Below are 25,129 nucleotides of genomic sequence, written 5' to 3' on the forward strand. Positions count from 1 at the left end.
AGGAGTTAATGGTAGAATGAATAGAAGACAGAAAATTCCTTTTATTAAAAATAGAGGAGGAACATATGAAAAAAGTTAATGTTACATACGCGATTTTGTACGATAAAACTAATGAAAAGATTTTAATGGTAAAAAACAAAGGGGAAAATGGTTCTTATTATACATTACCAGGTGGCGCAGTTAAATTAGGAGAAACATTGGAAGAAGCAGTAATTCGAGAAGTAAAAGAAGAAACAGGGTTACATATAAACGTAAAAGGGATTTGTTCTATCAGCGAAGCCTTTTTCGAGGAAAGAGATCATCATGCAATTTTCTTTAATTTTCTAGGTGAAATAATTGGCGGAGAGACATATATATCAAGGCCAAAAGAAATTGAAGAGATTACTTGGATGGAATTACATATAGCAGCTCCATATTTACGCATACCAGAACATTTACTAGATTTATTACAAAAGAAAGAAACAGTACCTTATTTTTTTAACGGAACAATCGTTCATCAATCCTCATAAAAATATTATCTCATGTAAGGCGGGGAAAACATGGAGTTTATCGTTAATCACAAACAATTCACTCAAGCACTTTCAGAAGTAAGTAAAGCAATATCAACAAAATCTTTCATTCCTATATTATCTGGTATAAAAATAACTGCAGATCAATCTGGAATTACTTTAATCGCAAGTAACTCGAATATTTTTATCGAAAAATTCATTCCTGTTTCAATTGAAGACGAAAAGATTGCAACTATTTTAAAGGCAGGAACTATTGTTGTACCTGCAAAGTATTTCATTGAAATAATAAAGAAAATGCCAAGTTATATAGCAATAAAAAGTAAGAATGAGCAATTAATTACGATACAATCAGAAGAAATCACATTAAGTTTAAATGGATTTCCTGCAGATGAGTTTCCGAATGTACCGCTTATAGACAATCATGCAGAAATCAAAGTAGAGACAGAGCAATTGATTGAAGTATTTAAACAAACAGTCTTTGCGGTAGCGAAAAATGAATCTAGACCTGTTCTTACTGGGGTGCATATAGAGTTATCTAATAATAAGTTAATTTGTGCTGCAACTGACTCACATAGACTAGCGATACGTGAAACATTGCTTTCCTCAGATGTAAAAGCAAATTGTATTGTACCAAGCGCAACCATTAGTGAACTTCTAAAATTAATGAACAGCAATTCAGAATTCGTATATATCTATCTTTCAGAGAGTCATATTATATTTACGCTCGGAACAACTACATTATATTCAAGACTAATCGAAGGGAAATATCCTAATATTTCTAATCTTATTCCGAACGACTTTAAAACGATTATTAACATAGATAGAAAAAAGATATTACAAGGTGTAGACCGATCAAGTTTATTAGCAAGTGAATGGGCCAATAACAATGTTAACTTAGAAATCATAAACGAATCTACAATTAAAATTTCTTCAAATGCTTCTCAAATTGGGCAAATATCCGAAACGCAACAAATAGATGCGATTCAAGGTGAAAAACAATTAAATATATCTTTCGATGGGCGTTTTATGGTTGATGCTTTAAGAGCAATAAAAGAAGAAACGATTACTTTAAGCTTTGGTGGTTCTATGAGACCGATATTGATTGAAGCAGGAGAGAAATCTGCAGCAGTACATCTTATATCACCAGTAAGAGCTTATTAGGGATAGAGGAAGGGATTACATTATGTACAAGCAGACTTTTGTTTTATGAAATCATAAATCAATACATTATAAGAATGATGTATTAGTAAAGCAAACAGTTTACTAATTCCTACATAATATAATTCATAGACAAAGTAGCAATGGTAATCTGAAATACAAAGCAAAATAATAATAACCTCAATATAAAAGCCATAGATTAATCGATATGGGGTGAGTATGATGAAGAAAATAATTGTTTTACTCATTGGTATAGTTTTAATTACTTTTGCTTTTTATCAATACAATAAAAAAGACTATGCAGCTAAAAGTACTAACTTGTATGTAGAAAACTTTAAAGGGGGAAATGATTCAATAAAAATACAATCTGCTATTAATAAAGCAGAATCTAGTAAAATTAAAACGGTATTACTTGATGATAAGAAGTATAAAATTACGTCACCAATCATTGTTAAAAAAGGTGTGAAATTATTATTTGGTTATGGATCCCAATTTGTAGTTGAGGGAAACTTTAGAGTTCTAGAACTGGAGAACAACGCATCCATTGAAGGAGCGTATATAGCTATTGACGACCCTAAATTTAACTCTGAAGTTATTTATTTAGACGGTAAAAATAAATATTATAACACTTGGAACAAAACACAAATAAAAGATATAAATATTATTAATTGGACGGAAACGAATAAAGGTACCGGAATTTCTTTATACTCTGCTGGAAAAGAAAATGAAATTTCGTTTGTTAACTTCGAAAACATTAAAATTGTAGGAATGGAAACCGGACTAAAATTAGTAGCAAAAAAACCGAGCACCGGACAAGCTTGGATAAATGCCAATCGTTTTATGAACTTTTCTTTAGAAGACTGTGTAAATATGATTTATATGGATAGTCAAGTAACTACGCCAAATGAAATTAGTGGGAATCAATTTACAAATCTTCAAATACAGCCTTCAAATAAAACAAAAAGCATTATACAGGTAAGTGGTCAGCATAATGAATTTCATGGGATGGTGTGGGATTTAAATAAAATAAAACATGAAACCGAACTCATTGAACTGACTGATAAGAGTATGAATACAGTGGTTGAAATGTCCAGTGTACCAGCAAATAGAGTTTTAGATAGTGGGAAATCCAATATTGTGAAATAAGTTTAAATACAGAAAAAAGAGCGAATTCTTTATAAGAGGATTCGCTCTTTTTATATTTTAAAATTAAATTTCCTTCCACCAAGCGGATGAAGGATAATTTGTAGATTTTAACGTAATAGATTCACCAATTTGAGGCGTTGTAATTTTAACTCCTAAACGGTTAGCTTCTTTCGTAACACGTTCTATCGGGTCACTCCATTCGTGTAATGCTAACGTAAAAGCACCCCAATGAATCGGAAGAAGTAATTCTCCTTTAACATCAATATGAGCTTGTACCGTTTCTTCAGGCAACATATGAATAGCAGACCACCTCGGATCATATTGCCCGCATTCCATTAATGTAAGATCGAATGGACCGTATTTATCACCAATTTCCTTAAAGTGAGGGGCATAACCGCTATCACCACTAAAGAAAATTTTAGTCTCTTGACCAAGAATAAGCCATGAACACCATAATGAACGATCTCTATCTGTCATACCACGTCCAGAGAAATGCCTTGCAGGCGCACATACTAACTTAATATTATCAAACGTAATTTCGTCCCACCAATTATGCTCACTAATTTTACTAGGCGAAACACCCCATTTAATAAGATATTGTGCAACTCCAGTTGGAACATAAAAGTGCTTTGCGCGATCTTTTAACTGCATAATACTTTTGTAATTCAAATGATCATAGTGATTATGAGAAATGATAATCGCATCAATTTCTTGAAGGTCATCACGTTCTAAAGAAAAAGTACCACTATAGCGTTTACTATTAAACAAAGGAAATGGGGAAGAGGCATCTCCAAACATAGGGTCTAATAATAGTTTTTTACCTTCTATTTTCAAAAGAGAAGCAGAATGGCCAAACCATGTAACACTCTCTAACGATTCATTATCTTTATTTGATAAAACGATAGGCAAATCCTTTATAGGACGCAGCTTTGATTTTATTTTAAAGTAATCCGTCATTAAACTTATAATATCTTTCGGTTTAAAACTCATATCAGTATGAATTTGATTTGTATATTTCTTATTCATTCGTTCTCCTTTTTACGATTAACAATTTACGTATGTTGTTATTGTGGCTATTTGTAGTTTAAACTATATTATTTTACCTTTCATCTAAATTGCCTTGTATTTCATAAATTCGTCAAATTCATTATTTGTATCTATAAAGTACAAATTGCACAGTGGCAGCTAAAACAAATATTAAGTACATGTAAATTGTTTTTATTTAGTAAATTCCTTCTTATACGCAACAAAGAACATACGTTTCGTTGTATGTTATAGAAGAAAATATGTCTCTAATAAAAGAAAGGAAGGAGAGGATGTAAGTGCACATAGAGCGAAAAAAGAAATCAAAATGTAAACTATCAAAATCTGAAATCATGCATTTGTATACTGAAGGGAAGAGCACCTCAGAAATCGCCATGCTCGCTAATGTGTCTGCAAGGTATATTCGTATGGTTTTATCAGACAATAACGTACCAAGACGCGCTATAGGGAGTTGGAAGAGAAAGTATGACATAACAGAAGATTATTTTAAAACGTGGTCAAACAATATGGCTTATATTTTAGGGTTTATAGCAGCAGATGGTGTTATACAGAAAGAAAATCAATGTGTCAGTATATCTCAAAAAGAAAGTTATATTTTAGAAGATATAAAAAAAGAACTAAAAACAAACCAGCCACTTTATCAAAACAAAAAAACAGGCGTATATATGCTAAATATTAATAGCAAAACAATAAAAGACGACCTTATGAACATACACGGAATTATGCCATGTAAATCATTTAACATCGAATTTCCTTTTGTACCAGAAGAATATTTGCATCATTTTGTTCGTGGGTATTTTGATGGGGATGGTCATGTTAACTCTCACAAATACTTTGTTAGTTTTGTTGGTGGATCATATAATTTTATGAATTCTTTTAAAGATATCCTTGAGAATAATAAATTCCAATTAAGTTTTGTTGACAAAGAAAAACAATATCGTATTTACCTAAGTGGTAAAAATAATGTTAATAAATTTTCACGGTGGATTTATAAAGATAAAGGTTTACATTTAAAGCGTAAATACAATATTTTTCAAGAAAAAGAATAATTGTAATGATAATCGAATAATTCACAAACAAGTTCAATTATAAAATTAAAATTCACGATGAATTATTAATTGAAATCAAAGTAATTGCTAAAGCAAACAAATTATAAATATAGTTTAGTCAAATTCAAAGCAACTTGTTTAAATTTAATAATTAAACAAGTTGCTTTTTATTATGTTTTATTAATGATTATTTACGCTAATCCTGCATCAACGAACTATTCACTAATAAATAAAGAAAAGGGAAGTATACCAAATGAAACTAACCTATAATAAGTTTATTACTTTTTTCTAGTAGACATAATATATATTATAGGCAGTTATAGAAACAAAGTAATATCAGGTATCAAAAACCAAGTAAACTATACTTAATGAGACGAAACAGAGATTTTTAGTGAGATTCACATGAAATCTTATCTAAACAAATTTCTTCAGTTTTTATCGTTTTTATTTGTTATAAATTCATCACAGCAAATCTTAATCAATAATCGCTTAAGATTTAACGAATTAAAAACATTTTTGATTGGCAAGAAATTTTTATACAGAAAAATTATTTCTATACAAAATATAAATTAGTAATTTTATTTTATGTTTTACTTAATGAATTTATTGCTATTTGCACATGTTTTACAACTTTACATTATTTGTTGTTATTTCTGTTATTTAGACTTGACTTTCATTACACTCATTGTTTTTTATCCTAGTTAACATAACGCTTATTTTTAACATAAAAAAATCCTCCTCACCTTCAGGAAGATTTTTTGTTTGCTATTATTTTATTTATATCTTCTAGTAACAATCCCAATTGTAAATGACATTGGAAAAATCTAGATTTAACAAATCTTCCTTACGTATAAAGAAATTAGCAACCCCAGAATCGCCCCACATAATATTTAATGAATCGTCTGTATCGATTTGCAGCAATAATATGTCATGTTGCTGGTATTTTTCTTCCCATTCCCTTGGATCTGTCTGTGTGAAAAATGGATAACCACCAATTTTATGTCCTTGATCCTTACATAAATCATCATACAGTTCGCCTAATTCTGTATTATTTTCTTCATCAACAATTTCTTCCCAATCAATGTTATCACTAAAAATCATTTCAAATCGATAATCTCTTGGTGTTACTGGTTGATATGCCAACTCAAACTTTAGTTTTGCTGCTTCGGGTATGATAAAATTCTCTAAATCTAAAGTGTTTAAATAACTAAAATCAGTAATAACCTTATTTAAATCTTCTATAATTGTAGAATGATAAATAATTCGAAAGTCTTTTTGGACTGTTGGATGATCAAAATCTGCTCCAAAAAGATCTTCTTCAGCACTTATGAAAAACTGTAACATTCCATGTTGAGGCATATGTTCAATATTTGGTATTTCTTCAAGGTTTAACTGCGCAAGTAGCATCATAGGTTGTCCGTTTGAGTCTTTAGGATGCTCTTGATCTATAGGTAAATACGGATATCCACCAAACTTACTTTCAAAAAGCGTTGTCTCTGCTTGCGTTCCAGACACTTTAACATACGGTTTCACACTTTCTTCTAAAATACTACGATACTGTTCTAGTTCTTTCGGAATTTGAAGTTGATACGTATTCTTCACTACATTTGCCTCCCTTTAGTAATGAATTGAAAATGCCTAACTTAATTATATAGTAAGCGATAGCTCAATTGAAAATCGTTAAAAATCCATTTTCACCCTCATTTTTTGCGCGCTTGGTGGACAAAGTAGATTATGTTCTAATACCTTTTTATTAATAGTTCGAATTAAATCCGCTGTTTCTGCAGTATTTGTATTTTCTTTTAGCTTTTCTTTTAAATCGTCAATTTCTTTTGAAAGCTCAATCCACCTAGGTAAAACATGATTATTTGCTAAAGTTCTATAAAGTTGCTTTTCAGGATTGTACGAAAGATCTTTATCAAGATTAAGAGGTTTCCCTTTACCAGGTAAATGATCAAAAGACCCTTTCTTTTCTGCTTCTTTAACGATAGAACTAATATGATCTTCATACGTATAGGACCAAACTTTCTCATCTTTTACTAAAATCTCTTGCTTTTTTAGTTTTTTATCTAGTTCTTCTTGATTCATAGATTCTCTCTCCTTTTTATTTTCTAATGCCCTTAACCCATCGAATAGCTTTTCTCGCCACCATACGCTATCATGTCCGCCTTGAAACTCTTCGTAAGTGGTTTTGGTGTTTCATTTCTTCTAAAGCTTTATATAGCCGTCTATTAGCCGTTAAAAGAGGTTCGTTTTCAAGTTCACCTACTGCTATGTAAGTATTGAGGTGAGTTGCATTAGAATCTATTAATGAAATTTGATTTTCAATCCAAGGAATTGCATTTTCATAATCGTCCTTTTTCCAATGTACGGATCCAGACATTGACAACACATTTCCGAAAATATGTGGATTTTGAAGTGCTGCATAAAAAGCTGCTAAGCCACCAAGACTGAAACCAGCAATTGTTGTATGATTCCTTTCTTGATAAACGTGATACTTAGATTGAATCCACGGAAGTAATTCCTTTGTTAAAAATGTATTCATTTTATCGTTATAAGTTAGCTCTTCTAATCGATCAACAGGATCTATAGTAACAGCAATACACGATGGGATTTCTTTTTCGTAAATTAAATAATTAAGTGTTTTTGTGATTGAAAGGTCATTAATGAATGAATTCCCATCAAATACAATGAGAAGTTCTTGAATATGTGAAGTGTGAGAATAATCATGAGGCGTATAAATATGAATTTTGCGTGTGTTATTTAAAATCGAACTATAAAAAGAATATGTTTCAATCTTTCCGGATGGATAATCATTTGAAGGAAAACGACTGCTATATTGCACCTCCATTCCTATGTTTAACACAGACGCTTTATTGGTACCTTCTCCAAATGTATTTCGATTAAATTGGTCTATTTCGTACTGTTCACTACGCTTTATCCAATCATTTTCGAAAACATCGTTTACTGAAAAATAGTACGTTGAAATAAAACTCTTATCCGTCCTAAACGTTACATACCAAATATCTGTCTGTAACAATCGTTGTAATTGATTTACAGACAGATCCCAACCAGGAAAACTACCGAATACATAAACATTTTCAGTATTTTGATCGCCTAACCATATATACGTTATAAGTTTATACTGATTATCTGCAGGGCATTGTTCTATTAGTGGCGTGTGATTTGACTTGATTTCATGCAAAAAAGTATAAAGAGCTTTTTTGTTTCCATTCTTTAATTGATTTTTAAGCTTCTCTAACTTAGGACTGATTATTGTAGTCACCTCTCTTTCTCCTTTGTAGTATTTATTCTATATGTAGTTTTTTTCATTAGAATCCCTATATAAAAGTAGTCGTAAGTTATTTGTTTAGCGAAGTTATTTATTAGAAAAATAATCAATTGCCTGAATAGAAAGTTCTAATGATTTTATTCTTCTTTCTAAAAGCGTTCTTTGAGGACTCCCAAGCTTTGACTTAACGTAAATCTTTTCAATTGATGGAAGCAAACCAATTAGAACATTACGAGCTTCTGCTAAATCTTCCTGAGTATAATGATGAGTTTCTTGCTTCCAAACACTTTCTAACATAGCTAAGCCGATACTAGCTGCTTTGAGTCTTTTTTTCACTAAAGTAGTATTTGATCCTTTTTGAGTCATCTGTGATAAGGCATTTTCAAGTTTACTAATTGTTGACTGTAAAGATTTTATTGATTCTACTTTATCTATATTTGATACGTTTTTCATGTTAATGTTATCCCTTCTATGTTGCTAACTTGTTTTGTTTAATGTTTAATGAAATCCTTAAAAGCTTGATTTCACTCGAAATATTTTAACATAAATAACTAACTGTATTCGAGTTGGACAATAACTTAAAGTAAAACAGCTATTCCTCTCTCCTCCCCTGTATCATTCTATTATATGTACTTCTTTCTTCTCATTAGAATTCCTATATAAACTAGTTGTTAATATTGAATGTTTTATGAACAAAAAAACGTACAAGTAATGTAACCTGTACGTTTTCGCTTTTATTCAGTAAGGTAATAAAGTAATAGCTTCCTGGTCTTCTCATAACTTATGAAATCTCTATACAAAATGGGATAATTCACAATTTCTGTTTCTAGAAAACGATATTGCGGAAACCACTCAAAAAACGATTTTCTTAACCACTTTATTTGTTGAAACGTAATGTTCTGTTCGTTTCCATTTAGTACAGAATTTAAAGTAGCTGCTGTATGCATCCAATAATGATTAAAATCAGCGTTTATACAGTCATCTTCGGTAAATTTACTTTTTAAGTCTCGCTGCAATTTTGCTGTAGCACGATAAGGAAACGGTTTATGAAGTGGACTATGCATTTTCTGCAATTCCTTAAAAATAATTCGTTTTCCTAACTTCAACTTTCCACCCCTTTATTTCTCTATCCAATTTAATAAGTTTTCATAATGATATTGAGCATCGATATACCCAAGATTATATAGATTAACGAGCTTTTCCTTATTTCTTTCTATTCCGCTTATAGGAAGCTGTACACTTGGTTGAATTACATAAAAATTATCTTTTTGTTCTTCTCGATTCATATAAGATATCGTCTCATTATAAAAACGATAATGGTCTACTAAATTCTCTGCGATTTTCGGATATTTTCTATATAAAATTTTAGCCAGGCCTGAAAATTTATTTCGCTGCTTCTCATATCCTTCTGGCTTTGTCATAATTACAACGTTCTTTTCATAACCATCCTTTTGGGCTTTCAAAACAGGTATAGGGTCTATAATCCCTCCATCTAATAATTTTCGATTATTATATTCTACAGCAGGTGCTATAAACGGCACAGAGCTAGATGCACGAATGATTTTTAAAATATCATTTCCGTGTTCTGCTTTATTATAATAAATGGCTTGTCCTGATTCGCAATCAGTTGTCCCTATAACAAACTGTTCATTACAGTTTAAGAAAGTTTGAAAATCAAATGGTACAATTTTATTAGGTACTTCATCAAATAAAAAATCCATTCCGAATAATTCACGTTTTCGAATTAAGTTTCGATAAGATATATACCTGTAATCTGATACTAGCTCTGTATTTACTTTCTTATTTCTACCTTTTTGACGCGACAAATAGGTTGCTCCCATACAGGCTCCAGCTGATACGCCGACTACATATGGAAAGAATAAGTTCTTTTCCATGAAATATTCGAGTACACCTGCAGTATATAAACCTTTCATTCCTCCGCCCTCTAATACTAAACCAATATTCTTCATGCTATATCCCTCTGCTTCTTTTTTCTTAATTTCATATTAGCATAAGATTTTAAGATGAGGTTATATAAACTAATTACAACAATAACCAGAAACTACTAAAGTAATGTCATAATATCTTTGTGAGTAACATGTTACAATATAAGTAATTCATTCCACATATATTAAAGGAGGAATTTAATATGGGTTTATTTAGCGGTATTTTAGGAAATGCATCAAATACGAGTTCTGAAAGTGTAGAACGTGATTTAGAGAAGATTATGCTAGACGATGAAAAAGTAGAGCATGCTTATAAATTAATTCGTGATCTAATCGTATTTACAAATCGTCGTCTTATATTAGTAGATAAACAAGGAGTAACTGGCAAAAAAACAGAATACCATTCTATTCCTTATAAAAGTATTACACAATATAGCATCGAAACGGCTGGGCATTTTGATTTAGATGCAGAACTTAAAATTTGGGTGTCTAGTATGGAGGATCCAATTACGAAAGAATTTAAAGGTGACGATAGTATTTTAAGCATTCAAAAAGCGTTAGTAACCTTTACGACAAAGTAGTGGTTTTTTGTATTTTTATTCATTTTTAAAATTACTAACCCGATTATTCTGGAAGAACATACATTATTTTTGTATATTTAATCCGAAATGACATAAAAAGGTAAAGCGTATTTTATATGCTTTATCTTTCTTTTTTGTAATAAATAAGTGTAGTTTCATCATTTAATTTCTTTATAACTTCTGTTCTTTTATACTCCATCTTTTCATACAAAAAACAATTTTTCTCTTCTTCTAAAATAGTAGCAAGTTCCCAGCTCGTTGCTTCAGGAAACATTTCCTCAATTAATGTAAGTACCTTTTGGGCAATTCCTTTTCCTTGATAACTCGGGTGAATAAACATTGGACTGATCCAAAATTTAGAGGGTGTTTCTTTTTGTGAAATGCATATCGCTCCAACAAGATTCATTGCCACTATTATTTTATAGAAGCCACCGTCTACATGATTTATTCTACAAATAGTTTTTTCGATAGTTTCATTTGCTGGGTTTGTTTCGTAGTCTTTATATTTATGTAATAAAGGGCTAAATGAGTCTATTTGCATTTGAAATAAATCTGTTGCATCACTTTCTGTCGCCTTCTCTAATGTAATCTCCATGTTACCAATTAAGTCGCTTTCTTAACGAGGTAATATGAGCGGTATGATGACGACCATGCCATGCGTATAGTCCTATTGCAACAGCAAGTTCTGTTTCACCAGTTTCAGGATGGTTAAATGTCTTTTCTAAATCTTCAATTTCTAGAGAATATAAAAGGTTAACCCATCTTTTATGTAATGAATCTAGCATTACTAGTGAAACATCTACCGGTAATTTTGAATCGGGTAACTCTGCCCACTTCTCTTCTTTATACGGTTTAATAGTTGGATTCTTTTCTGTAAGTGCTAATTTGAAGCGTATGTAGCTATTCATATGGCTATCAACAACGTGATGAACAACTTGACGGACAGTCCACCCTCCAACGCGATATGGTGTATCTAACTGCTTCTGATCTAAATCTTTAATTGCCTTTGTTAGTTCATTAGGTAAATCTTCAATTTCTTGAATCCATGTATCAATCATTTCTTCAGTTATAGGACGTTTGTATGTAAATTGGCCAATTGGATAACGTAAATCCTTCATGAATAAGTCCTCCTTATTATAAGCGCGAAGTATTTCTCCAAATATAGTGTACAAACTTCACATGTTCTCCATGTAATTCTACAGATGTTATATCTGATTCATTTTGATAAGAAGAAAATCCGCTTTTTTCTAGTACAATTTGTGATGCGAGATTATTAGTCGTTGTTTTAGCATGAACTTCAGTAATTTCATTATTTTTCGCTACATCTAAAATTAATTTTACGGCTGCTGTTGCAACTCCTTTTTTAGTAAATTTTTCTCCGACCCGATACCCGAGGGAACTAATTCGAGTTTCCGTATCTATATCTACTAAATTAATTCGCCCTACAATTTCTTTTTCTTCATTACGAATTAAATAAAAATAAGAATCTCCATCCGCTTGTTCTATTAATAAATCGTCTAGTAGTTTTTGGAAATATTCAAATTCAAAATATTTCGAGCCACGATTTGGTACCATTGTTTCAAAAAAAGATTTATTCGTAAGTTCAAACATAAATAAATCCTTAGCATCTTGTTCCTTTAGTTGCTCTATGTATATTTCCATCCCGTATTCTCCTTCTTGATTTACTAACTGTTATACATTCTTTTTTAATCAATTATATTCCTGCTATTTCTTTCGATTAAGTAATATAGATAGTAACACTTTCGGATGAAAAAGATGAAATGGATTACGAATTAAGTTCATCACTCGTACTAACCGAATATAAACATCAGAATTACTTGCAGATAGTCGATATATTTGTTTCGTATACCATAGCTGAAATTTTTGTTTTGTAGTTAATTCTCTCTTTAGTTGCGGGTGACGTGATATTTCTGTTGTTGTCATATCCCAAGGGGTTTCTATTATAGTAGCTGCCTTTTTATAAAATTGTTGTGTAAATGTTTTATCAAGTTGTTTTCTATCTTGCAAAAGTAATTGCAATTGGTGAGCCTCCATAGCAGCAACTGATACGCCTTGGCCGAAAACGGGATCAAAACGACATTGCGCATCTCCAACAACTAATAATCCTTCTGGTACATTATTCACTAAATCAAATCGCCGGCGTACTTGATAAGGAATTTTGTATGTCTTTATATCAGTAATTCCCTCGGCCTTGTTTAAGAAATCTGTAACATTAGAAATTGATAGGTTTTCAGCAAAATCATAAAACTCATCATCTGTTTGTGGTGCTTTCTCGTTTGCGTATCCACTGAAAGTAACAAAATAACGATTATCTTCTATCGTTTGAATAAGAACGCCATAAGGGTTATCAGGGAAACTCGGAGACATTAGCACATTGCAACAGTCTAATTTCTCATTTTCTTTAAGTTTGAACATTTTCGTTGCGTAAAATAAATCAATACGAACTTTCTCTTCTTGTACTTCAATTTCGTATTCTCGTAGCCACTCTATACTTTTTGAGCCAAATCCACTCGCATCAACTACAAGATCCGCATGAACTTCTTCTTGTGTGTTTGTCTCTAGATATTTAACTTTTACTCCACACACTTTGTTAAGCTTTGCATCTACCAATAACCCTTTAACCAATGTTTCATATTTAATAGTAATATTTGAAATTTGATGTATTCGTTTTTGAATATGCCATTCTAGCAAAGGACGACTTTGTTGAATCATATGTACTTCCCCTATGAATGGCTGTTTCCATAGACCGAATTGATGCCATTTCAAATCACGAGTAAAGTTATTTACGATACTACCTGCTTCTATTAATTCATTCGTAATATTAGGAAACAATTCTTCAATTGCGTTTTCTCCACCTTTTAATAACACGTGAGGATGATTACTTTGTGGAACTCTTTTTCTCGAAGACTTTCCATCCCATCTTTCACCAGCTTCTATAATGATTACTTCTTTAAAAGAAGTTGATAATGCTTTTGCTGCAAACTTTCCTGCCATACTTCCACCAATAACGATAGCCTTATTAAACATATTTTCCCCCTTAATAAAAAGAGATCCTGCCTTGTATGAATGAAACAGGATCTTAAACTAATTAACTTCTTTATCATTATACTTAAAATACATCAGTAAATTGCAACATTAAAATTAAAATACCTAATCCCCATACGTAATACGCGAATACTTTTAAGGAGTGACGTTTTAAATATTGAATCATCCATGAAACAGCTATGTATCCAAAAAACGCTGCTGATAACGTTCCGACAATTAAAGATGTACTAGAAATAGATTCTGCTTTCCCTTGAAAAACGTCTATAAATTGCAAAATGATAGCTCCAACAATGGCTGGTGTCGATAGTAAAAAAGAAAAGTAAGCAGCAGTTTCACGGTCTAATTTTCTCCATAATGCAGCGACAATTGTCATTCCAGAACGGGAAATGGCTGGAAAAATAGCAGCAGCTTGAAATGAACCGATAATTAATGCGTCTTTATATGTTATGTCATCCATTTTTTTACGACCATTCTTTTGTTTATCTGCCGTGTAGAGAAAGAATCCGGTCACTAAAAACTCCCAACCGATCGTGATTCCTGTTTTTGAAATATCTTCAAAGAAATCTTTAAACAATAAACCAATTACAACTGCGGGTATTGTCCCAACGATAAGTAATAACATGAGCTTTGAAAATGGGTTTTTAATTAAATATATAAATTCTTTTTTGTAATAAATAAAAACCGCAAGTAAAGTCCCAATATGCAGCATCGTATCTAAAAATAAGCCAGCCTCATCTAATCGGAACAAATGCCTTCCTAAATAAAGATGTCCGGTACTACTGATTGGTAAAAATTCTGTTAAACCTTGAATTATACCTAGTATGAAAGCTTCTAACCAATTCATGATGGTCTCCTTTCTCTTTTGCTTGTACCAATATATGAGGGTTAAATTTTCGATATGAAAAAAACTATATTTCTCTATGAATTTACTTTTCATTTATGGATATATATGTAAAGAGGGTTAAGGAGGGTTATTATGTGGAAGCACACAAAATTCGGTAATGTATTACTTTGGGTGGGCCCTATCCTTGTATTTTTAGGACTATGTATGACAAATGTTATTTCAGATATTCCTTTCTTTGAGGGAAAACATAAAACGGTTGGTATTGTACTTATATTTATAGGTGTAATCTGTTTTGTTGCTGCTAATCATTTGAAAAAAGGAGAAAGATATGAAGAATAAATCTAAATAAAAAACAATCCTGGCATATTAGCTAGGATTGCTTTTTATTAATGTTGATTATTTGTAGAATACTTTATCAACGTTATATTTCGCTTTGTATTCATTAATGATATATGTTTCGTAAATTTCTCTTTCTGTTGGATCTTCTACGATACATGCATCAATGCGGTATACTTCATCACGGTGATTTTTAATTGGTGAAACATTATCTTCAAAATGCTTCTTAATACGTTGTCTAATTTTACGAGCTTTACCTACGAAAAGAAGTTCGTCATTAATATTGTAAAACATAAAAATGCCGCCTTTATCTCTAGGGAACAAGTGGAAATCGATAAATCCATTAATTGGAGTAATGATTGGCTCGTCTCCTTTAATAACTTGTTTACGTTCAGTAATTGAAACATCAGCTTCAGGAATATTAATTTTAATCAAGTTCATTCACGTCCTCTTTTATTATAAAGATAAATAATAGCATACATAAGTAAGAAAAGCTATGTTCAGAGGCATATTTCATTTTATAATTCAAATATTATAGGTGTATCATGTAAACTTTTCTTCCAAATCATATGATCACTGGATTCTCCCCAGTAATCTTTCAATACATAGCTAGGTTTTCCAAACTTTTTCATCCATATACTTTGCGCATTTTTATATCCACTATCTAAACAATATTCTGTTATCCCTCTGCTAAGTAATGTAAGAAACATTGTATGTAGTAATAAACTCCCTATTCCCTTTCTCTGATACTCCGGAAGTATGAATACAGTTCCTATTTCATACAAATTTTTAAGTACACCACCTGTACAACTATTAATCAATGTACTTGCTGGACCGATTTCGATTGTTCCAATGATTTTATCGTTACTTGTATCAATTGCTAATAAAAAGTAACGACTTTCTCCGTTACTATCAAAATCACTTTTCAAATACTGCTTTTTTGAGTTAATTTCATTTTCTATGTCATCTAATAATTGTGACAATCCTTCATTTTTGTATGTATTCGTAATAACTATACGGAAAAATAAATATAGTTCATCTATATCATTCAAATTCGGTCTTCTAACTGCAACGTTAGTCATGAATTCAATCTCCAATCCTCATTATGCCATTGTCAATACAACACTTTATATAATCTATTCATCATTATTCTGCAAAAACCTGCATAAATCCAACAGTATAGAAAACTCATTATAAATATTGATAAAATAATTTTTATATCCATAGTTGTATGAACAGCAGGACCAAGTACCGGAAAACGGAAAACATCGAGAACGATCATAATACCAATAAGTAGACAAGTTGCTGAAAAGGAAACAATCCAAATTCTCCTCTTTAATTTTAAAAAAGATACTCCTAAGGCTAGACCTAATAAGCCTGTAGTAAAAGGAAAGACAATTAGTTCACTGGGCTCAATAATAAATAATAGAAAAATAGTAAGAATATAAGAAAGTATTCCCTCACGAATAGAATAGAAAATAGCAAAAAAAATCGGTAATGTCGAAAATGGACTAATGAGCAAACCTATACCAGGAACTAAGTTCCCAGCTGCTTGAAACATGGTGGCCAATGCACTCATCAAAGCTGTCAGTACTAACTTATTCGCAAGGGACAATTTTCTTTTATGAACAAAACTCGTATCATGTTCTATCATCAGTTGATACCAATAACGTACAAACCGATTCATCAATATCTCCCCCTAAAGATGCCTCATTCATTACTTTCTATATTATTCATACAGTAGTGGTTTATGAGCTGCTTTCTACTTGTTATGAATTACTATATAATAAAAGACTTTTAGGGGGATAAATTGTGCGTTTTGAAACAAAATAAATTCCTTGGATTATTAAACTACGATTGTATATCGTATCAGGGAATAATTTCAAAAATGGTACCTTTGTTAAAATCAGTTACTTTCATAGAACTGTAAACTCCTAAATATAATTTAGTTTGATCCGAATTTGTTCCTAAACTCATATAATAAGCTGGTTGCGTACCAAAATCATAATTGGTTTCAATAGCATGAAAGTCAGCATGTTTACCGTCTGTACCTGCTCTAGTATAGGCTAAAACACCCTTAATTGGAGACTGAGATTCTCCTTTCTTGGCAAGGTCAGTAAAAACAACGCTACCTGTTAAATTTGGAATTGCATTTCCCATATATGGCTGAACTCCTGTAAGTGAAGTTCCTCCAAACTTATCTGTTCTAGAATCTTTATGAAAATAACTAAGTAGAGGCAGAATACGCTTGACTGAAGTTTGTATTGTTTCATCATAATAAACCATTGTTCTCTCATCCAAAGTCTGATTCTCAGAACAATGTCGTATAAAAGAAGTAGGTAAATCCCCTTCCCATCCTCGCCACCCAAAATTGATAACCCCATCTTGATTGGGAGTTAACCTCATAAAATGCATTTGAACAAGTTCTGTAACCGGTATAGGTTTATATTGAATAAATGAAAAAATAGACTCTACAATATCTTGTCCGACATTTCCGGCGTATTTGATATATTGATTATAAAACCTTTGAAATGAAATGCCGGTTATATTACGTACTCCTTTTGCAATTACTGTAAGTGTTTCTTGTATAGATAAAGGAAGTTCATTAAAGCGTGTAACTACAGGAGGGTTATTTATAAATGTATTTTTACTTACATCGATTTCAATTATTTTACCTGCTATTTCTAAATCATCTTGGCTTAAATTAAATGGATCATAACCTGACCCGCCATCTCCATTTGTAAAAACAAGTTTTCCAGTCTCAGGTGAAAAGTTTAAACTATTGACTCCGTTATGATTAAAAAATGGTCTTCTTACATTCAGTAATGTTCGTAGCTTTTGAGCTTGACCATTAGATTGTAAAGTCCATTCTTCTACTGTATCAATGTGATCATATTGCGTATTTCTATTAACCCACTTTAAATTTAGCGTTTTAGGGTCACAAGGATTCGGTTTAAATTGCTCAGAAAATGCACCTGGCCCTTGAGTTCCAGCTACTGAATAATGAAGATAAAATAACCCATTTTGATAAAATTGTGGATGGAACGCAAGTCCAAGCAATCCGCGTTCATCATAACCGCTACTAGAAACACCTTCTTCAAATGTACCTAATTTAATAATTAGGTGACGAATATCTAAAAATGTCTTTATAACTCCGTCCCCTATGTAAAAAATCTCCCCTAATTGAGTTGCGATAAATAGTCTTTCGGTTGATTCACCTGGAAGTATTGTTGTTTTCAATACGGTTGGTAAATTTATATTATGAACAATGGGTCGTAAACTAACTTTAACTTTTGTCAATTAACTGTACACCCCTTTTTCTTCTTTTTATAGAAGAATATGATTAGAGTAGTTCTGTTAGTATCAAATAAGTCGTATTCCTTTTTATTACAATTTTGTATATAATATAATTATAAATAATCTGGGGGACGAACTATGATAATCGTACTACAAATCATCTTACCACTAATTTTCGCAGTCTATTTATTTACCCTCTATCGTAAAGGGATGTATGGATCAGCTTCATTCATTTTAGCAGTCATGATAGGAATTTTCGGTTTAGAGAATATCTTTCAATATGCTAGTCTAACAGATCATGCTATTTATCCATATTGGGGCAGTTTGAAGGCTGTTGTTATCGTTTTATCAGTCGTATTTCTATTTAAAAAAGGTGGTTTAACAGGAAAATATTGATTTTTAATGCGTTACATATTTTCTTGTTAAATTGCTTTTATTTTATAAAAGAAGAAATATTTATGTAAAAACACGAAGAGATGTGTTACATATGTCTATAAATATTATTTCAATAGTATCTATCATAATATGGATTGTGTTAATTACAGAACTTATAAAACCTTCAAAAGAACAGAATGGACGAAAAATAGTAACTTTAGTAACTGCTGGTTCCGCATCAACACTTATTTTGACGGTTTCATTTATTCAAAATATCCCGTTTTGGAATTGATAGTGATATAACTAACAAAAATATGTATAAATAAAAAGATTAGGATTCACTCCTAATCTTTTTATTTTTTGAGGTAACACCACATGCCCAGCAAGCTAAGGTCTTGGAGTAGCCCCCAAACAAAATTTGAAATTTTTCTAAAGTTATTTATGTGAATTTAACTCGTTTTCAGGAACATATGTGATCCTTTTACAATTTGAATTTCTTTTTAAGCTTCTTATATTTTCTATACGAACGTCTAACAATGTTTAACATAAAATACGGTACTTTAATAGGGAAAGGCAATTTATATATGAAAGGAAAATAAAAGGTGAAATATGCCTTTTCTAGGTCTCTCCACTTACTATCTTCTTTTGTTTTTAAGAAATCAGATACATCGACTACATATCCCCTTCCTTTTTCCATCATCACATTTTTCCCGTGAACATCACAAGGAGTTAATCCCTGTTCCCTCGCATACTCTAAAGCCTTATTGATATCAAGTATTACCTGCTTAGGAATTTTAATCCCCTTATGAATAGCATCGTATAAGGTAATTTCTTTTAAACGTTTCAATACTATGAAATTTTCTCCTTTATATATAAGCTTTGAATAAGAAGGATGATTTCCGATTCTTCGGTATACTTCTGACTCTTTTTCAATTCCTTCTCCTTCTCGCACGTAAACTTTCACTACCCAATCTTTGTATTCTTTGTGCATGAATACTGCGGCATAATTACCTGTTCCTAAACACTTCCAAAGTCTAGGAATATCTTTAACTACTACAGGCTCGAATTCATCCTCACTTCTGATACTTACCTCTTTTAATAATTCGTTATTTATCAATCCCACAAAACTATTTATACTCATCATTCCCACTCCGGTTTTGCTAAAAGGGGGCCCACCCACATTTTAACGAAAATATACACTAAGCGAATTTTAGCATAAAACGAGTCATCTTTCTTCCTAAAATAAAAAGCTAACTCGTTTTATTTGAACTGTTGAATACTTAATATTTATTCCGTTATTCATAGCCAAAAACCGTACGATATAAAAATATTTCTAACTATTTTCATTTTTTCAGAGGCAAGTGTATAGGGCTTTTCTTAGTACAAGTTCTGTTCGTTCATTACCCATGCCAAATCTATAAAACATTGTTTAGAAGTGTAGCAAGGGTTTGTTAATGGTTCAATTCTTCTTCCACAACTATTTTTGTTAGCAAAAACTTTTATTGTTTTAATAGTCTTTTGTTTAATTCCCACAATGCTGTTTTGTTGCTATCCCATTTCAAAAGCGTTACTGCTTCCTCAAAGCATAACCATTTATAATTAAAGTGTTCTTTAGATAATAATATGTTTTTTGTAGGGACTTTAACTCCAAAAGAAAATTCTTTTATTACATAAACCTCTTCTCCCCAAAGGAATCCTCCAACTACATCCTCTACTGGTAGTGAAGACACAGAATCTAATTGTATATATGGACATTCTCTTGTAATACCAGCCTCTTCAAACGCTTCCCGTTTTGCTGATTCAATAGGAATCTCACCGTCTTCTCCGCCACCAGCTATTCCTTGCCAATAACCATAATCACTTCGGTTAAAAATGGCATATTGAATAGAATCGGCAGTTTTTATATAAGGAAATATCAATACTTGATATGACGCCCTCATTACTTAACCTCCTCTCGAAAATAAGTTTTAAATCAATATGAATAAAGAGCCGCCATCACAATTCTACATTATTAATGCAGGTTTATAATGTCGGCCCTCTATTTTTAAATAATTTTATTTTTCATAAACAGGCTTACTCTTAACAGAGGAAAAACTGATTATTTCTTGTCGAATTTGTTTAGCATGGTTTTTCCTAAATGTTAGCAGTACCCTATATTATTCAATTGCGCCAGCAACATCATAATCATTTAAATCTAATTCAATCGTTTTTCCGAGCGCTAGTTTAGCAAGTTCCGCTCCTAGATATGGACCAGCTGTTAAACCCGAAGCCCCTAATCCATTCGCAACGAGAATTCCTTCAAAGTTAGGTAGCGGTCCGATAACAGGTAAGAATCCTGGTGTAAATGGTCTGAATCCAACTCTCGTTTCAAGCATTGTAGCATTTTCTAAGCCAGGCGCAACTGTTAATGCCTTATGGAATACTTCATGTAAACCACCTGCTGTTACACGATGATCAAAACCAGTATCATTCTCATGTGTTGCACCAATTACGACATGCCCATTGTCAAACGTTAAAATATATTGATCGTTCGGTGGCATAACAACTGGCATATTTTCTGTTGCTGTATTCTCGATTTGCAGATGAACAATTTGTCCTTTTTGGAATGTAACTAAGAAATTAATTCCTAATGGTTTCAAGATTTCATTCGCCCATGCGCCTGCAGTTACAATAACCTTTTCTGCTAAAATTGTTTCATCGTTTACTGTAACTCCCGTAATATGATTTCCTTCACGGACTAATATAGCATCGCCTTTTATGAAAGTTGCACCATGTTTTTTCGCAGCACTTATTAATGCATTGCGTAATAATCTCCCATTTACTCGTGCAGCACCACTAATATGAACAGAACTATATTCGTCTGATAATGCTGGGAATAATTTTTTTGTTTCTTCAGCTGATAAGCGAGTGATTTCACCAATCTCCGGGGCATCTTCACGTCGTTTATAAGCTCGCTCTTCCATTTGATCTAACTTTTTCTCGTCAGTATGTAAACTAATTGCACCTACACGATTATATCCTGTGTCAGTTTCACCGTCTTCTTCTAATTGCTGAATTAACGAAGAATAGTAACGTGCACCGCCTTTAACAATTTTATACCATGCTTTATTACGACGCTGTGATAACCATGGACATACAATTCCTGCTCCTGCATCAGTTGCTTGCCCTAATTGTTGGCGATCCACGATAGTAACATTCGCACCTGTCTTAGCAAGATGATAAGCAGTAGACGCTCCTAAAATTCCAGATCCAACTACAATATACGATTTCATTTCAAACACCTTTTCTCTTTTGCTAATTATATAAATATAAGAACATTCCTTAGTATAATGGAAGGAATGCTTTTTTCAATGTACTCATCACAATTAATTGTTGCAGCATTGTGACTTCCTTAATCATTATTTTTTCTTCTTACGGAATAATTCAATTGTTTTATAGCCTTGTGAAAGGATTTCTATCATTTTCTCTAGACGTTTTTCACGAGTTTTTTCTTGTTTCACAGAAAAAAGATTACGTGCCCAATCTTTTTTGTATCCAGGCGTTAAACTTTGATAAAACTTAAGTTCATTCGGATGATTAGCTAATAATGCTTCAACATCTTTAATTCGATCTGCATAATCGGCAACACATTGACTCATAGCAGATGTTTTCGTTGTTTTTTTCTTTTCACGTTTTAAACCTACAACAGTAAAGACTTCATCCATACTTACCATTCGTGCAAATTTAATATCGCTTTCTCCCACATAACCATCTTCTCCAACGTTTAATGCCGGAAACATCTCATCACGGTGAATAAACGTACTATAACGAGCATTACCTTTTTTCGGATATGCGAAGAATAGGTAACCTTTTTCAATTAGTAATTCTTCATTACTAATAATAAAATTCGTTTGTTTCACCATTTCATCAAGCGTTTCTACAAATATAAAGATAGCATCGTGTTCTTTTGAGAATCCATTTTCTTTACCTGTAAAAATGTCATAATCACTTGGTTCGTTAATAACGACCATATTTGTATACTTATTAAGTTTCAATTTATCAATAACTGACATAATAATCTTCCTTTACATTCAAAATTCATTGTACATACTTTTTCGTACTGTTCTAGTGTATTATATGTATTAAGAAAATCAAACTTTAAATCGTGTTATTCTGCTGCAAAAGAACAGAATTCTTTAATAGATGGGGTGGTTTTATGCCATATGTAATCCGGGATGAAGGGCTAGTTTTACAAGGGGATGATGGAAAAGAACCAATTTTTCATACATATGAAGAAGCTGAGGAAACATTAAAAATATTAACTATACCGCAGTTTCCGAAACGTATTAGAAGAAAACCATTTACATCAAAAATAATAAAAATAGCCGCTTCTGAATAAGAACCGGCTATTTGTTTATTCATAACTTAATAGAAAATAAAGTATATAAAAACTCTCTATATTGATCTTCTGTAATTTCAAGCTTAGTTTTTTCCCCATGAATAATTTCAGTTAAACTTGTATTCGTTAATGAAATATGACCGGAGTTCGTCAACTTTACTGCAATTGGTCCTTTATTAAAAATAGACTTCTCATCTTCTATCACTCTTCTTTGAACATCGTTTACTACTATCTCATCAATATTATGTTTATAAAAAGCATGACAAACTTTCCATTCTCCATCAGTATCTATTCTTTCTAAAACATAATTTCCTTTACTCGTATCTTTTCGTCTCACCCGGTACGAACCATTTTTTGAAGAGACAGACTTACCAGTAAAAGGTACAGGAACAAGAGGTACTAACGAAGCTATACCTACATCAATTAAATACTGTACATTATCATAAGTTAAAATAATTGTTATATGGCCATCCTCAAGTGCCCATGCATTTATATCGTTTTTATAAACCGTACCTAATGCCAGTTGTACATCATAGCCACAGTCTCTTAAGAAATAGTAAAAAAGAGTATTTAATTCGTAGCAAAGTCCACCACGGGAACTAGTTAAAATTTTCTCTCGTAAGTTTTCCAGAGAGATTTGATTCGTATTTCGTGCTATAACATCTAAATTCTCAAATGGTATAGTATGCGCAAACGAAAAGAGTATGGTAGGTAATTCTTCAAACGTTACTTCATTACGTTTTTTAAGATTTAATCTTGTGAAAAGCTGATCTTGTAAACTTGTCATATTTAGCACCCCTTAAAAATTTATAAGTTTAAATAATATATGCTGATTGTAAATTTTAAGGGGCACTGTAACAACGTACATTTCATTAAACTGTACCGGTACAAAAATTACGATTCACATAGGAGGTGTCATTACACATGTTTTTTGTAATCACTTCTTTTTGTGGCAAACCAAAAGCTACGAATATAAATTTAATAGTTTATCTATAGGCAAACTATTACTATCACTTAAATCAACAAAATATTGAAGTTGCCATGCTTGGCTCTTTTTAGCTTGATTACTAACAGTGGTATCCCAAACAGGATAAATTCTCATTGCCATTTTCCCTGTTTGACTTTGTGTTCTCAATATTTTTTCTTTAAGAAGAATCTCTTTAGGAAAAATAAATTGCCCTAGTTTATTATCAGCAATACAAGTGATTACTAATAAATCAGGAGCAGCTTCATAAGAGAAAGCTCTATTTCGCATATTTTCATCTTTCTCCCAAAAAGAAACGAATTGACCAATTTTATTAGGTGTAACTTTTGATTTTCTAAAACGAATGGTTTTGTTATTTAAGTGGAATAAACATCCGGCATATTCTGCGTTTTGCTTTTCTTCTTTTAGATTCGTAATCATTAAGTTGTTAGGTTTGTAAACTATATTATTTAAATCTTGGATTATATTATTAAAATTGTTCAAAAAAACTCCCCCTTTATTCATCTCTTAGTTTACCACAAACATCAGTTCTTCTATATCGTATATAATTATGAACTAAGTGAAATGGGGGAATTTAGCAGGATATAATTATTACTTTAATGTACTTAGTTTTTTAATTGCTTGTTGTTCAGTTGCTAAGTAAAAAATGTCATTCCCTTTATTACATTCATAAATAAAATTCTTTAAGCTTTTACTAGTATACATAGAGAAATCTCCAACAATAGCAATCTTTACCTTGTAGTTTATAAACTTTTGAAGGATATCGCCCGCAAGCCGTGTTTTTAGATCAAAGAAATCTTCACTTATTAAAGATTTATGGATAATAATATGTTTCGCATCTACCTCATATTGAACTGTTGCCATAGTATCTAATGCAGACTGAACATCCGATATTAATACCTTATCGTTTCTAATGAGCGCAATATTGATTCCATCGATTACTACTTTCTTTATTTCCATAGTCCCACCTGTACAGAGATAATAAAGTTGTTGAATTTACAATAAAGTCATTTAAAAAATAATATAGTAGTTTAAAAATCCTTCTTCTACTAACGAGGCAGGTTAGTGGAAGAAATAGCAAGTGGTTTTAACTAGGAGAAGTGTCGATGACATTAAAGAAGAC

General features: G+C 31.7%; 32 protein-coding genes. 9 read left to right on the forward strand and 23 right to left on the reverse strand.

Annotation, left to right across the window (positions count from 1 at the left end; translation table 11 throughout):
• Positions 1-65 precede the first annotated feature (65 nt).
• From DN404_RS17025 to DN404_RS17035, 3 genes are all read left to right on the forward strand, one after another.
• Positions 66-509 carry an NUDIX hydrolase gene (locus tag DN404_RS17025; protein WP_000757601.1) on the forward strand — a complete coding sequence of 148 codons (444 nt, stop codon included), beginning with the start codon at positions 66-68 and terminating at the stop codon, positions 507-509.
• A gap of 30 nt (positions 510-539) precedes the next feature.
• Positions 540-1,670: a DNA polymerase III subunit beta gene (gene dnaN / locus DN404_RS17030; RefSeq protein ID WP_098528854.1), complete on the forward strand. Its 1,131-nt coding sequence runs from the start codon at positions 540-542 to the stop codon at positions 1,668-1,670.
• 219 nt (positions 1,671-1,889) lie between these two features.
• Positions 1,890-2,813: a hypothetical protein gene (locus DN404_RS17035; protein ID WP_141402966.1), complete on the forward strand. Its 924-nt coding sequence runs from the start codon at positions 1,890-1,892 to the stop codon at positions 2,811-2,813.
• A 63-nt stretch (positions 2,814-2,876) separates the two neighbouring features.
• Here DN404_RS17035 and DN404_RS17040 read toward each other — a convergent pair whose 3' ends face one another.
• A complete protein-coding gene (locus tag DN404_RS17040; RefSeq protein WP_001037062.1) occupies positions 2,877-3,839 on the reverse strand; it encodes an MBL fold metallo-hydrolase in 963 nt (320 codons plus the stop codon).
• Positions 3,840-4,135: 296 nt separating this feature from the next.
• Here DN404_RS17040 and DN404_RS17045 point away from each other — a divergent pair, with 296 nt between their 5' ends.
• A complete protein-coding gene (locus DN404_RS17045) occupies positions 4,136-4,906 on the forward strand; it encodes an LAGLIDADG family homing endonuclease (RefSeq protein ID WP_000546826.1) in 771 nt (256 codons plus the stop codon).
• 786 nt (positions 4,907-5,692) lie between these two features.
• Here the strand turns inward: DN404_RS17045 and DN404_RS17050 are convergent.
• From DN404_RS17050 to DN404_RS17075, 6 genes are all read right to left on the reverse strand, one after another.
• On the reverse strand, positions 5,693-6,508 hold the full coding sequence (locus DN404_RS17050; protein WP_006929708.1) for a YwqG family protein: 816 nt from the start codon (positions 6,506-6,508) through the stop codon (positions 5,693-5,695).
• Positions 6,509-6,586: 78 nt separating this feature from the next.
• Complete coding sequence (locus DN404_RS30995) at positions 6,587-6,994, reverse strand: DnaJ family domain-containing protein (protein ID WP_006929710.1); 408 nt, start codon at positions 6,992-6,994, stop codon at positions 6,587-6,589.
• Positions 6,995-7,064: 70 nt separating this feature from the next.
• Positions 7,065-8,192: an alpha/beta hydrolase-fold protein gene (locus DN404_RS17060; RefSeq protein ID WP_006929712.1), complete on the reverse strand. Its 1,128-nt coding sequence runs from the start codon at positions 8,190-8,192 to the stop codon at positions 7,065-7,067.
• 93 nt (positions 8,193-8,285) lie between these two features.
• A complete protein-coding gene (locus DN404_RS17065) occupies positions 8,286-8,651 on the reverse strand; it encodes a hypothetical protein (RefSeq protein ID WP_000800305.1) in 366 nt (121 codons plus the stop codon).
• A 281-nt stretch (positions 8,652-8,932) separates the two neighbouring features.
• Positions 8,933-9,304, reverse strand: a complete 372-nt coding sequence (locus DN404_RS17070; protein WP_000765936.1) for a YxiJ-like family protein — start codon at positions 9,302-9,304, stop codon at positions 8,933-8,935.
• A 12-nt stretch (positions 9,305-9,316) separates the two neighbouring features.
• Positions 9,317-10,168: a patatin-like phospholipase family protein gene (locus DN404_RS17075; RefSeq protein ID WP_016122609.1), complete on the reverse strand. Its 852-nt coding sequence runs from the start codon at positions 10,166-10,168 to the stop codon at positions 9,317-9,319.
• 179 nt (positions 10,169-10,347) lie between these two features.
• Between DN404_RS17075 and DN404_RS17080 the strand changes: the two genes are divergently transcribed.
• Positions 10,348-10,725: a PH domain-containing protein gene (locus DN404_RS17080; RefSeq protein WP_000522472.1), complete on the forward strand. Its 378-nt coding sequence runs from the start codon at positions 10,348-10,350 to the stop codon at positions 10,723-10,725.
• 121 nt (positions 10,726-10,846) lie between these two features.
• On the opposite strand, the gene DN404_RS17085 is transcribed toward DN404_RS17080, so the two are convergent.
• The 5 genes from DN404_RS17085 to DN404_RS17105 all read right to left on the reverse strand — a co-directional run bounded on the left by DN404_RS17085 (position 10,847) and on the right by DN404_RS17105 (position 14,635).
• Positions 10,847-11,320, reverse strand: coding sequence for a GNAT family N-acetyltransferase (locus tag DN404_RS17085; RefSeq protein WP_149215273.1), 474 nt, complete (start codon positions 11,318-11,320; stop codon positions 10,847-10,849).
• Between the two features lies 1 nt (position 11,321).
• A complete protein-coding gene (locus DN404_RS17090) occupies positions 11,322-11,843 on the reverse strand; it encodes a YfiT family bacillithiol transferase (protein WP_149215274.1) in 522 nt (173 codons plus the stop codon).
• A 16-nt stretch (positions 11,844-11,859) separates the two neighbouring features.
• Positions 11,860-12,387: a GNAT family N-acetyltransferase gene (locus tag DN404_RS17095; RefSeq protein WP_016122611.1), complete on the reverse strand. Its 528-nt coding sequence runs from the start codon at positions 12,385-12,387 to the stop codon at positions 11,860-11,862.
• 63 nt (positions 12,388-12,450) lie between these two features.
• Positions 12,451-13,773 (reverse strand): FAD-dependent oxidoreductase, encoded by a 1,323-nt coding sequence (locus tag DN404_RS17100; RefSeq protein WP_000482056.1) that lies wholly within the window; start codon positions 13,771-13,773, stop codon positions 12,451-12,453.
• An 82-nt stretch (positions 13,774-13,855) separates the two neighbouring features.
• Positions 13,856-14,635, reverse strand: a complete 780-nt coding sequence (locus DN404_RS17105) for an undecaprenyl-diphosphate phosphatase (RefSeq protein WP_001104303.1) — start codon at positions 14,633-14,635, stop codon at positions 13,856-13,858.
• A gap of 132 nt (positions 14,636-14,767) precedes the next feature.
• On the opposite strand from DN404_RS17105, the gene DN404_RS17110 reads away from it, so the two are divergent.
• Positions 14,768-14,974: a hypothetical protein gene (locus tag DN404_RS17110; RefSeq protein ID WP_000265477.1), complete on the forward strand. Its 207-nt coding sequence runs from the start codon at positions 14,768-14,770 to the stop codon at positions 14,972-14,974.
• Between the two features lie 57 nt (positions 14,975-15,031).
• Here DN404_RS17110 and DN404_RS17115 read toward each other — a convergent pair whose 3' ends face one another.
• From DN404_RS17115 to DN404_RS17130, 4 genes are all read right to left on the reverse strand, one after another.
• Positions 15,032-15,412 carry a nucleotide excision repair endonuclease gene (locus tag DN404_RS17115; RefSeq protein ID WP_001048941.1) on the reverse strand — a complete coding sequence of 127 codons (381 nt, stop codon included), beginning with the start codon at positions 15,410-15,412 and terminating at the stop codon, positions 15,032-15,034.
• A gap of 77 nt (positions 15,413-15,489) precedes the next feature.
• Positions 15,490-16,053, reverse strand: coding sequence for a GNAT family N-acetyltransferase (locus DN404_RS17120; protein ID WP_006929726.1), 564 nt, complete (start codon positions 16,051-16,053; stop codon positions 15,490-15,492).
• Between the two features lie 32 nt (positions 16,054-16,085).
• Positions 16,086-16,658, reverse strand: a complete 573-nt coding sequence (locus DN404_RS17125) for a YybS family protein (protein WP_001079232.1) — start codon at positions 16,656-16,658, stop codon at positions 16,086-16,088.
• 182 nt (positions 16,659-16,840) lie between these two features.
• Positions 16,841-18,271, reverse strand: coding sequence for a PQQ-dependent sugar dehydrogenase (locus DN404_RS17130; RefSeq protein ID WP_149215275.1), 1,431 nt, complete (start codon positions 18,269-18,271; stop codon positions 16,841-16,843).
• A 135-nt stretch (positions 18,272-18,406) separates the two neighbouring features.
• Between DN404_RS17130 and DN404_RS17135 the strand changes: the two genes are divergently transcribed.
• Positions 18,407-18,664 (forward strand): hypothetical protein, encoded by a 258-nt coding sequence (locus DN404_RS17135; RefSeq protein WP_000587700.1) that lies wholly within the window; start codon positions 18,407-18,409, stop codon positions 18,662-18,664.
• 91 nt (positions 18,665-18,755) lie between these two features.
• Positions 18,756-18,935: a hypothetical protein gene (locus DN404_RS17140; RefSeq protein WP_000026325.1), complete on the forward strand. Its 180-nt coding sequence runs from the start codon at positions 18,756-18,758 to the stop codon at positions 18,933-18,935.
• A 189-nt stretch (positions 18,936-19,124) separates the two neighbouring features.
• Here DN404_RS17140 and DN404_RS17145 read toward each other — a convergent pair whose 3' ends face one another.
• From DN404_RS17145 to DN404_RS17160, 4 genes are all read right to left on the reverse strand, one after another.
• Positions 19,125-19,787, reverse strand: coding sequence for a protein kinase family protein (locus tag DN404_RS17145; protein WP_006929730.1), 663 nt, complete (start codon positions 19,785-19,787; stop codon positions 19,125-19,127).
• A 355-nt stretch (positions 19,788-20,142) separates the two neighbouring features.
• Positions 20,143-20,583, reverse strand: coding sequence for an NUDIX hydrolase (locus DN404_RS17150; protein WP_149215276.1), 441 nt, complete (start codon positions 20,581-20,583; stop codon positions 20,143-20,145).
• A gap of 216 nt (positions 20,584-20,799) precedes the next feature.
• Entirely contained in the window at positions 20,800-21,915 is a 1,116-nt protein-coding gene (locus DN404_RS17155; protein WP_000844396.1) for an NAD(P)/FAD-dependent oxidoreductase, read from the reverse strand.
• Between the two features lie 126 nt (positions 21,916-22,041).
• Positions 22,042-22,695 (reverse strand): YdeI/OmpD-associated family protein, encoded by a 654-nt coding sequence (locus tag DN404_RS17160; RefSeq protein WP_113304040.1) that lies wholly within the window; start codon positions 22,693-22,695, stop codon positions 22,042-22,044.
• A 143-nt stretch (positions 22,696-22,838) separates the two neighbouring features.
• Between DN404_RS17160 and DN404_RS17165 the strand changes: the two genes are divergently transcribed.
• Positions 22,839-23,021, forward strand: coding sequence for a hypothetical protein (locus tag DN404_RS17165; RefSeq protein WP_001147156.1), 183 nt, complete (start codon positions 22,839-22,841; stop codon positions 23,019-23,021).
• Positions 23,022-23,040: 19 nt separating this feature from the next.
• On the opposite strand, the gene DN404_RS17170 is transcribed toward DN404_RS17165, so the two are convergent.
• The 3 genes from DN404_RS17170 to DN404_RS17180 form a co-directional block, all read right to left on the reverse strand.
• Positions 23,041-23,808 (reverse strand): arylamine N-acetyltransferase family protein, encoded by a 768-nt coding sequence (locus DN404_RS17170; protein WP_000202756.1) that lies wholly within the window; start codon positions 23,806-23,808, stop codon positions 23,041-23,043.
• A 177-nt stretch (positions 23,809-23,985) separates the two neighbouring features.
• Positions 23,986-24,510: a MepB family protein gene (locus tag DN404_RS17175; RefSeq protein ID WP_074619061.1), complete on the reverse strand. Its 525-nt coding sequence runs from the start codon at positions 24,508-24,510 to the stop codon at positions 23,986-23,988.
• Between the two features lie 87 nt (positions 24,511-24,597).
• Positions 24,598-24,966 (reverse strand): DUF4180 domain-containing protein, encoded by a 369-nt coding sequence (locus DN404_RS17180; RefSeq protein ID WP_149215277.1) that lies wholly within the window; start codon positions 24,964-24,966, stop codon positions 24,598-24,600.
• Positions 24,967-25,129: the final 163 nt, after the last annotated feature.

The organism is Bacillus sp. TE8-1 (genome assembly GCF_008368855.1).
Classification (GTDB): domain Bacteria; phylum Bacillota; class Bacilli; order Bacillales; family Bacillaceae_G; genus Bacillus_A; species Bacillus_A cereus.

Bases quoted from the DNA above. Each gene is read 5' to 3' on its own strand.
- DN404_RS17025 (WP_000757601.1), top strand. From the start codon at position 66: ATGAAAAAAGTTAATGTTACATACGCGATTTTGTACGATAAAACTAAT.
- dnaN (WP_098528854.1), top strand. From the start codon at position 540: ATGGAGTTTATCGTTAATCACAAACAATTCACTCAAGCACTTTCAGAA.
- DN404_RS17035 (WP_141402966.1), top strand. From the start codon at position 1,890: ATGAAGAAAATAATTGTTTTACTCATTGGTATAGTTTTAATTACTTTT.
- DN404_RS17040 (WP_001037062.1), bottom strand. From the start codon at position 3,839: ATGAATAAGAAATATACAAATCAAATTCATACTGATATGAGTTTTAAA.
- DN404_RS30995 (WP_006929710.1), bottom strand. From the start codon at position 6,994: ATGAATCAAGAAGAACTAGATAAAAAACTAAAAAAGCAAGAGATTTTA.
- DN404_RS17065 (WP_000800305.1), bottom strand. From the start codon at position 8,651: ATGAAAAACGTATCAAATATAGATAAAGTAGAATCAATAAAATCTTTA.
- DN404_RS17075 (WP_016122609.1), bottom strand. From the start codon at position 10,168: ATGAAGAATATTGGTTTAGTATTAGAGGGCGGAGGAATGAAAGGTTTA.
- DN404_RS17080 (WP_000522472.1), top strand. From the start codon at position 10,348: ATGGGTTTATTTAGCGGTATTTTAGGAAATGCATCAAATACGAGTTCT.
- DN404_RS17085 (WP_149215273.1), bottom strand. From the start codon at position 11,320: ATGGAGATTACATTAGAGAAGGCGACAGAAAGTGATGCAACAGATTTA.
- DN404_RS17090 (WP_149215274.1), bottom strand. From the start codon at position 11,843: ATGAAGGATTTACGTTATCCAATTGGCCAATTTACATACAAACGTCCT.
- DN404_RS17095 (WP_016122611.1), bottom strand. From the start codon at position 12,387: ATGGAAATATACATAGAGCAACTAAAGGAACAAGATGCTAAGGATTTA.
- DN404_RS17100 (WP_000482056.1), bottom strand. From the start codon at position 13,773: ATGTTTAATAAGGCTATCGTTATTGGTGGAAGTATGGCAGGAAAGTTT.
- DN404_RS17105 (WP_001104303.1), bottom strand. From the start codon at position 14,635: ATGAATTGGTTAGAAGCTTTCATACTAGGTATAATTCAAGGTTTAACA.
- DN404_RS17110 (WP_000265477.1), top strand. From the start codon at position 14,768: ATGTGGAAGCACACAAAATTCGGTAATGTATTACTTTGGGTGGGCCCT.
- DN404_RS17115 (WP_001048941.1), bottom strand. From the start codon at position 15,412: ATGAACTTGATTAAAATTAATATTCCTGAAGCTGATGTTTCAATTACT.
- DN404_RS17120 (WP_006929726.1), bottom strand. From the start codon at position 16,053: ATGACTAACGTTGCAGTTAGAAGACCGAATTTGAATGATATAGATGAA.
- DN404_RS17125 (WP_001079232.1), bottom strand. From the start codon at position 16,658: ATGAATCGGTTTGTACGTTATTGGTATCAACTGATGATAGAACATGAT.
- DN404_RS17135 (WP_000587700.1), top strand. From the start codon at position 18,407: ATGATAATCGTACTACAAATCATCTTACCACTAATTTTCGCAGTCTAT.
- DN404_RS17140 (WP_000026325.1), top strand. From the start codon at position 18,756: ATGTCTATAAATATTATTTCAATAGTATCTATCATAATATGGATTGTG.
- DN404_RS17145 (WP_006929730.1), bottom strand. From the start codon at position 19,787: ATGATGAGTATAAATAGTTTTGTGGGATTGATAAATAACGAATTATTA.
- DN404_RS17150 (WP_149215276.1), bottom strand. From the start codon at position 20,583: ATGAGGGCGTCATATCAAGTATTGATATTTCCTTATATAAAAACTGCC.
- DN404_RS17155 (WP_000844396.1), bottom strand. From the start codon at position 21,915: ATGAAATCGTATATTGTAGTTGGATCTGGAATTTTAGGAGCGTCTACT.
- DN404_RS17160 (WP_113304040.1), bottom strand. From the start codon at position 22,695: ATGTCAGTTATTGATAAATTGAAACTTAATAAGTATACAAATATGGTC.
- DN404_RS17165 (WP_001147156.1), top strand. From the start codon at position 22,839: ATGCCATATGTAATCCGGGATGAAGGGCTAGTTTTACAAGGGGATGAT.
- DN404_RS17170 (WP_000202756.1), bottom strand. From the start codon at position 23,808: ATGACAAGTTTACAAGATCAGCTTTTCACAAGATTAAATCTTAAAAAA.
- DN404_RS17175 (WP_074619061.1), bottom strand. From the start codon at position 24,510: ATGAATAAAGGGGGAGTTTTTTTGAACAATTTTAATAATATAATCCAA.
- DN404_RS17180 (WP_149215277.1), bottom strand. From the start codon at position 24,966: ATGGAAATAAAGAAAGTAGTAATCGATGGAATCAATATTGCGCTCATT.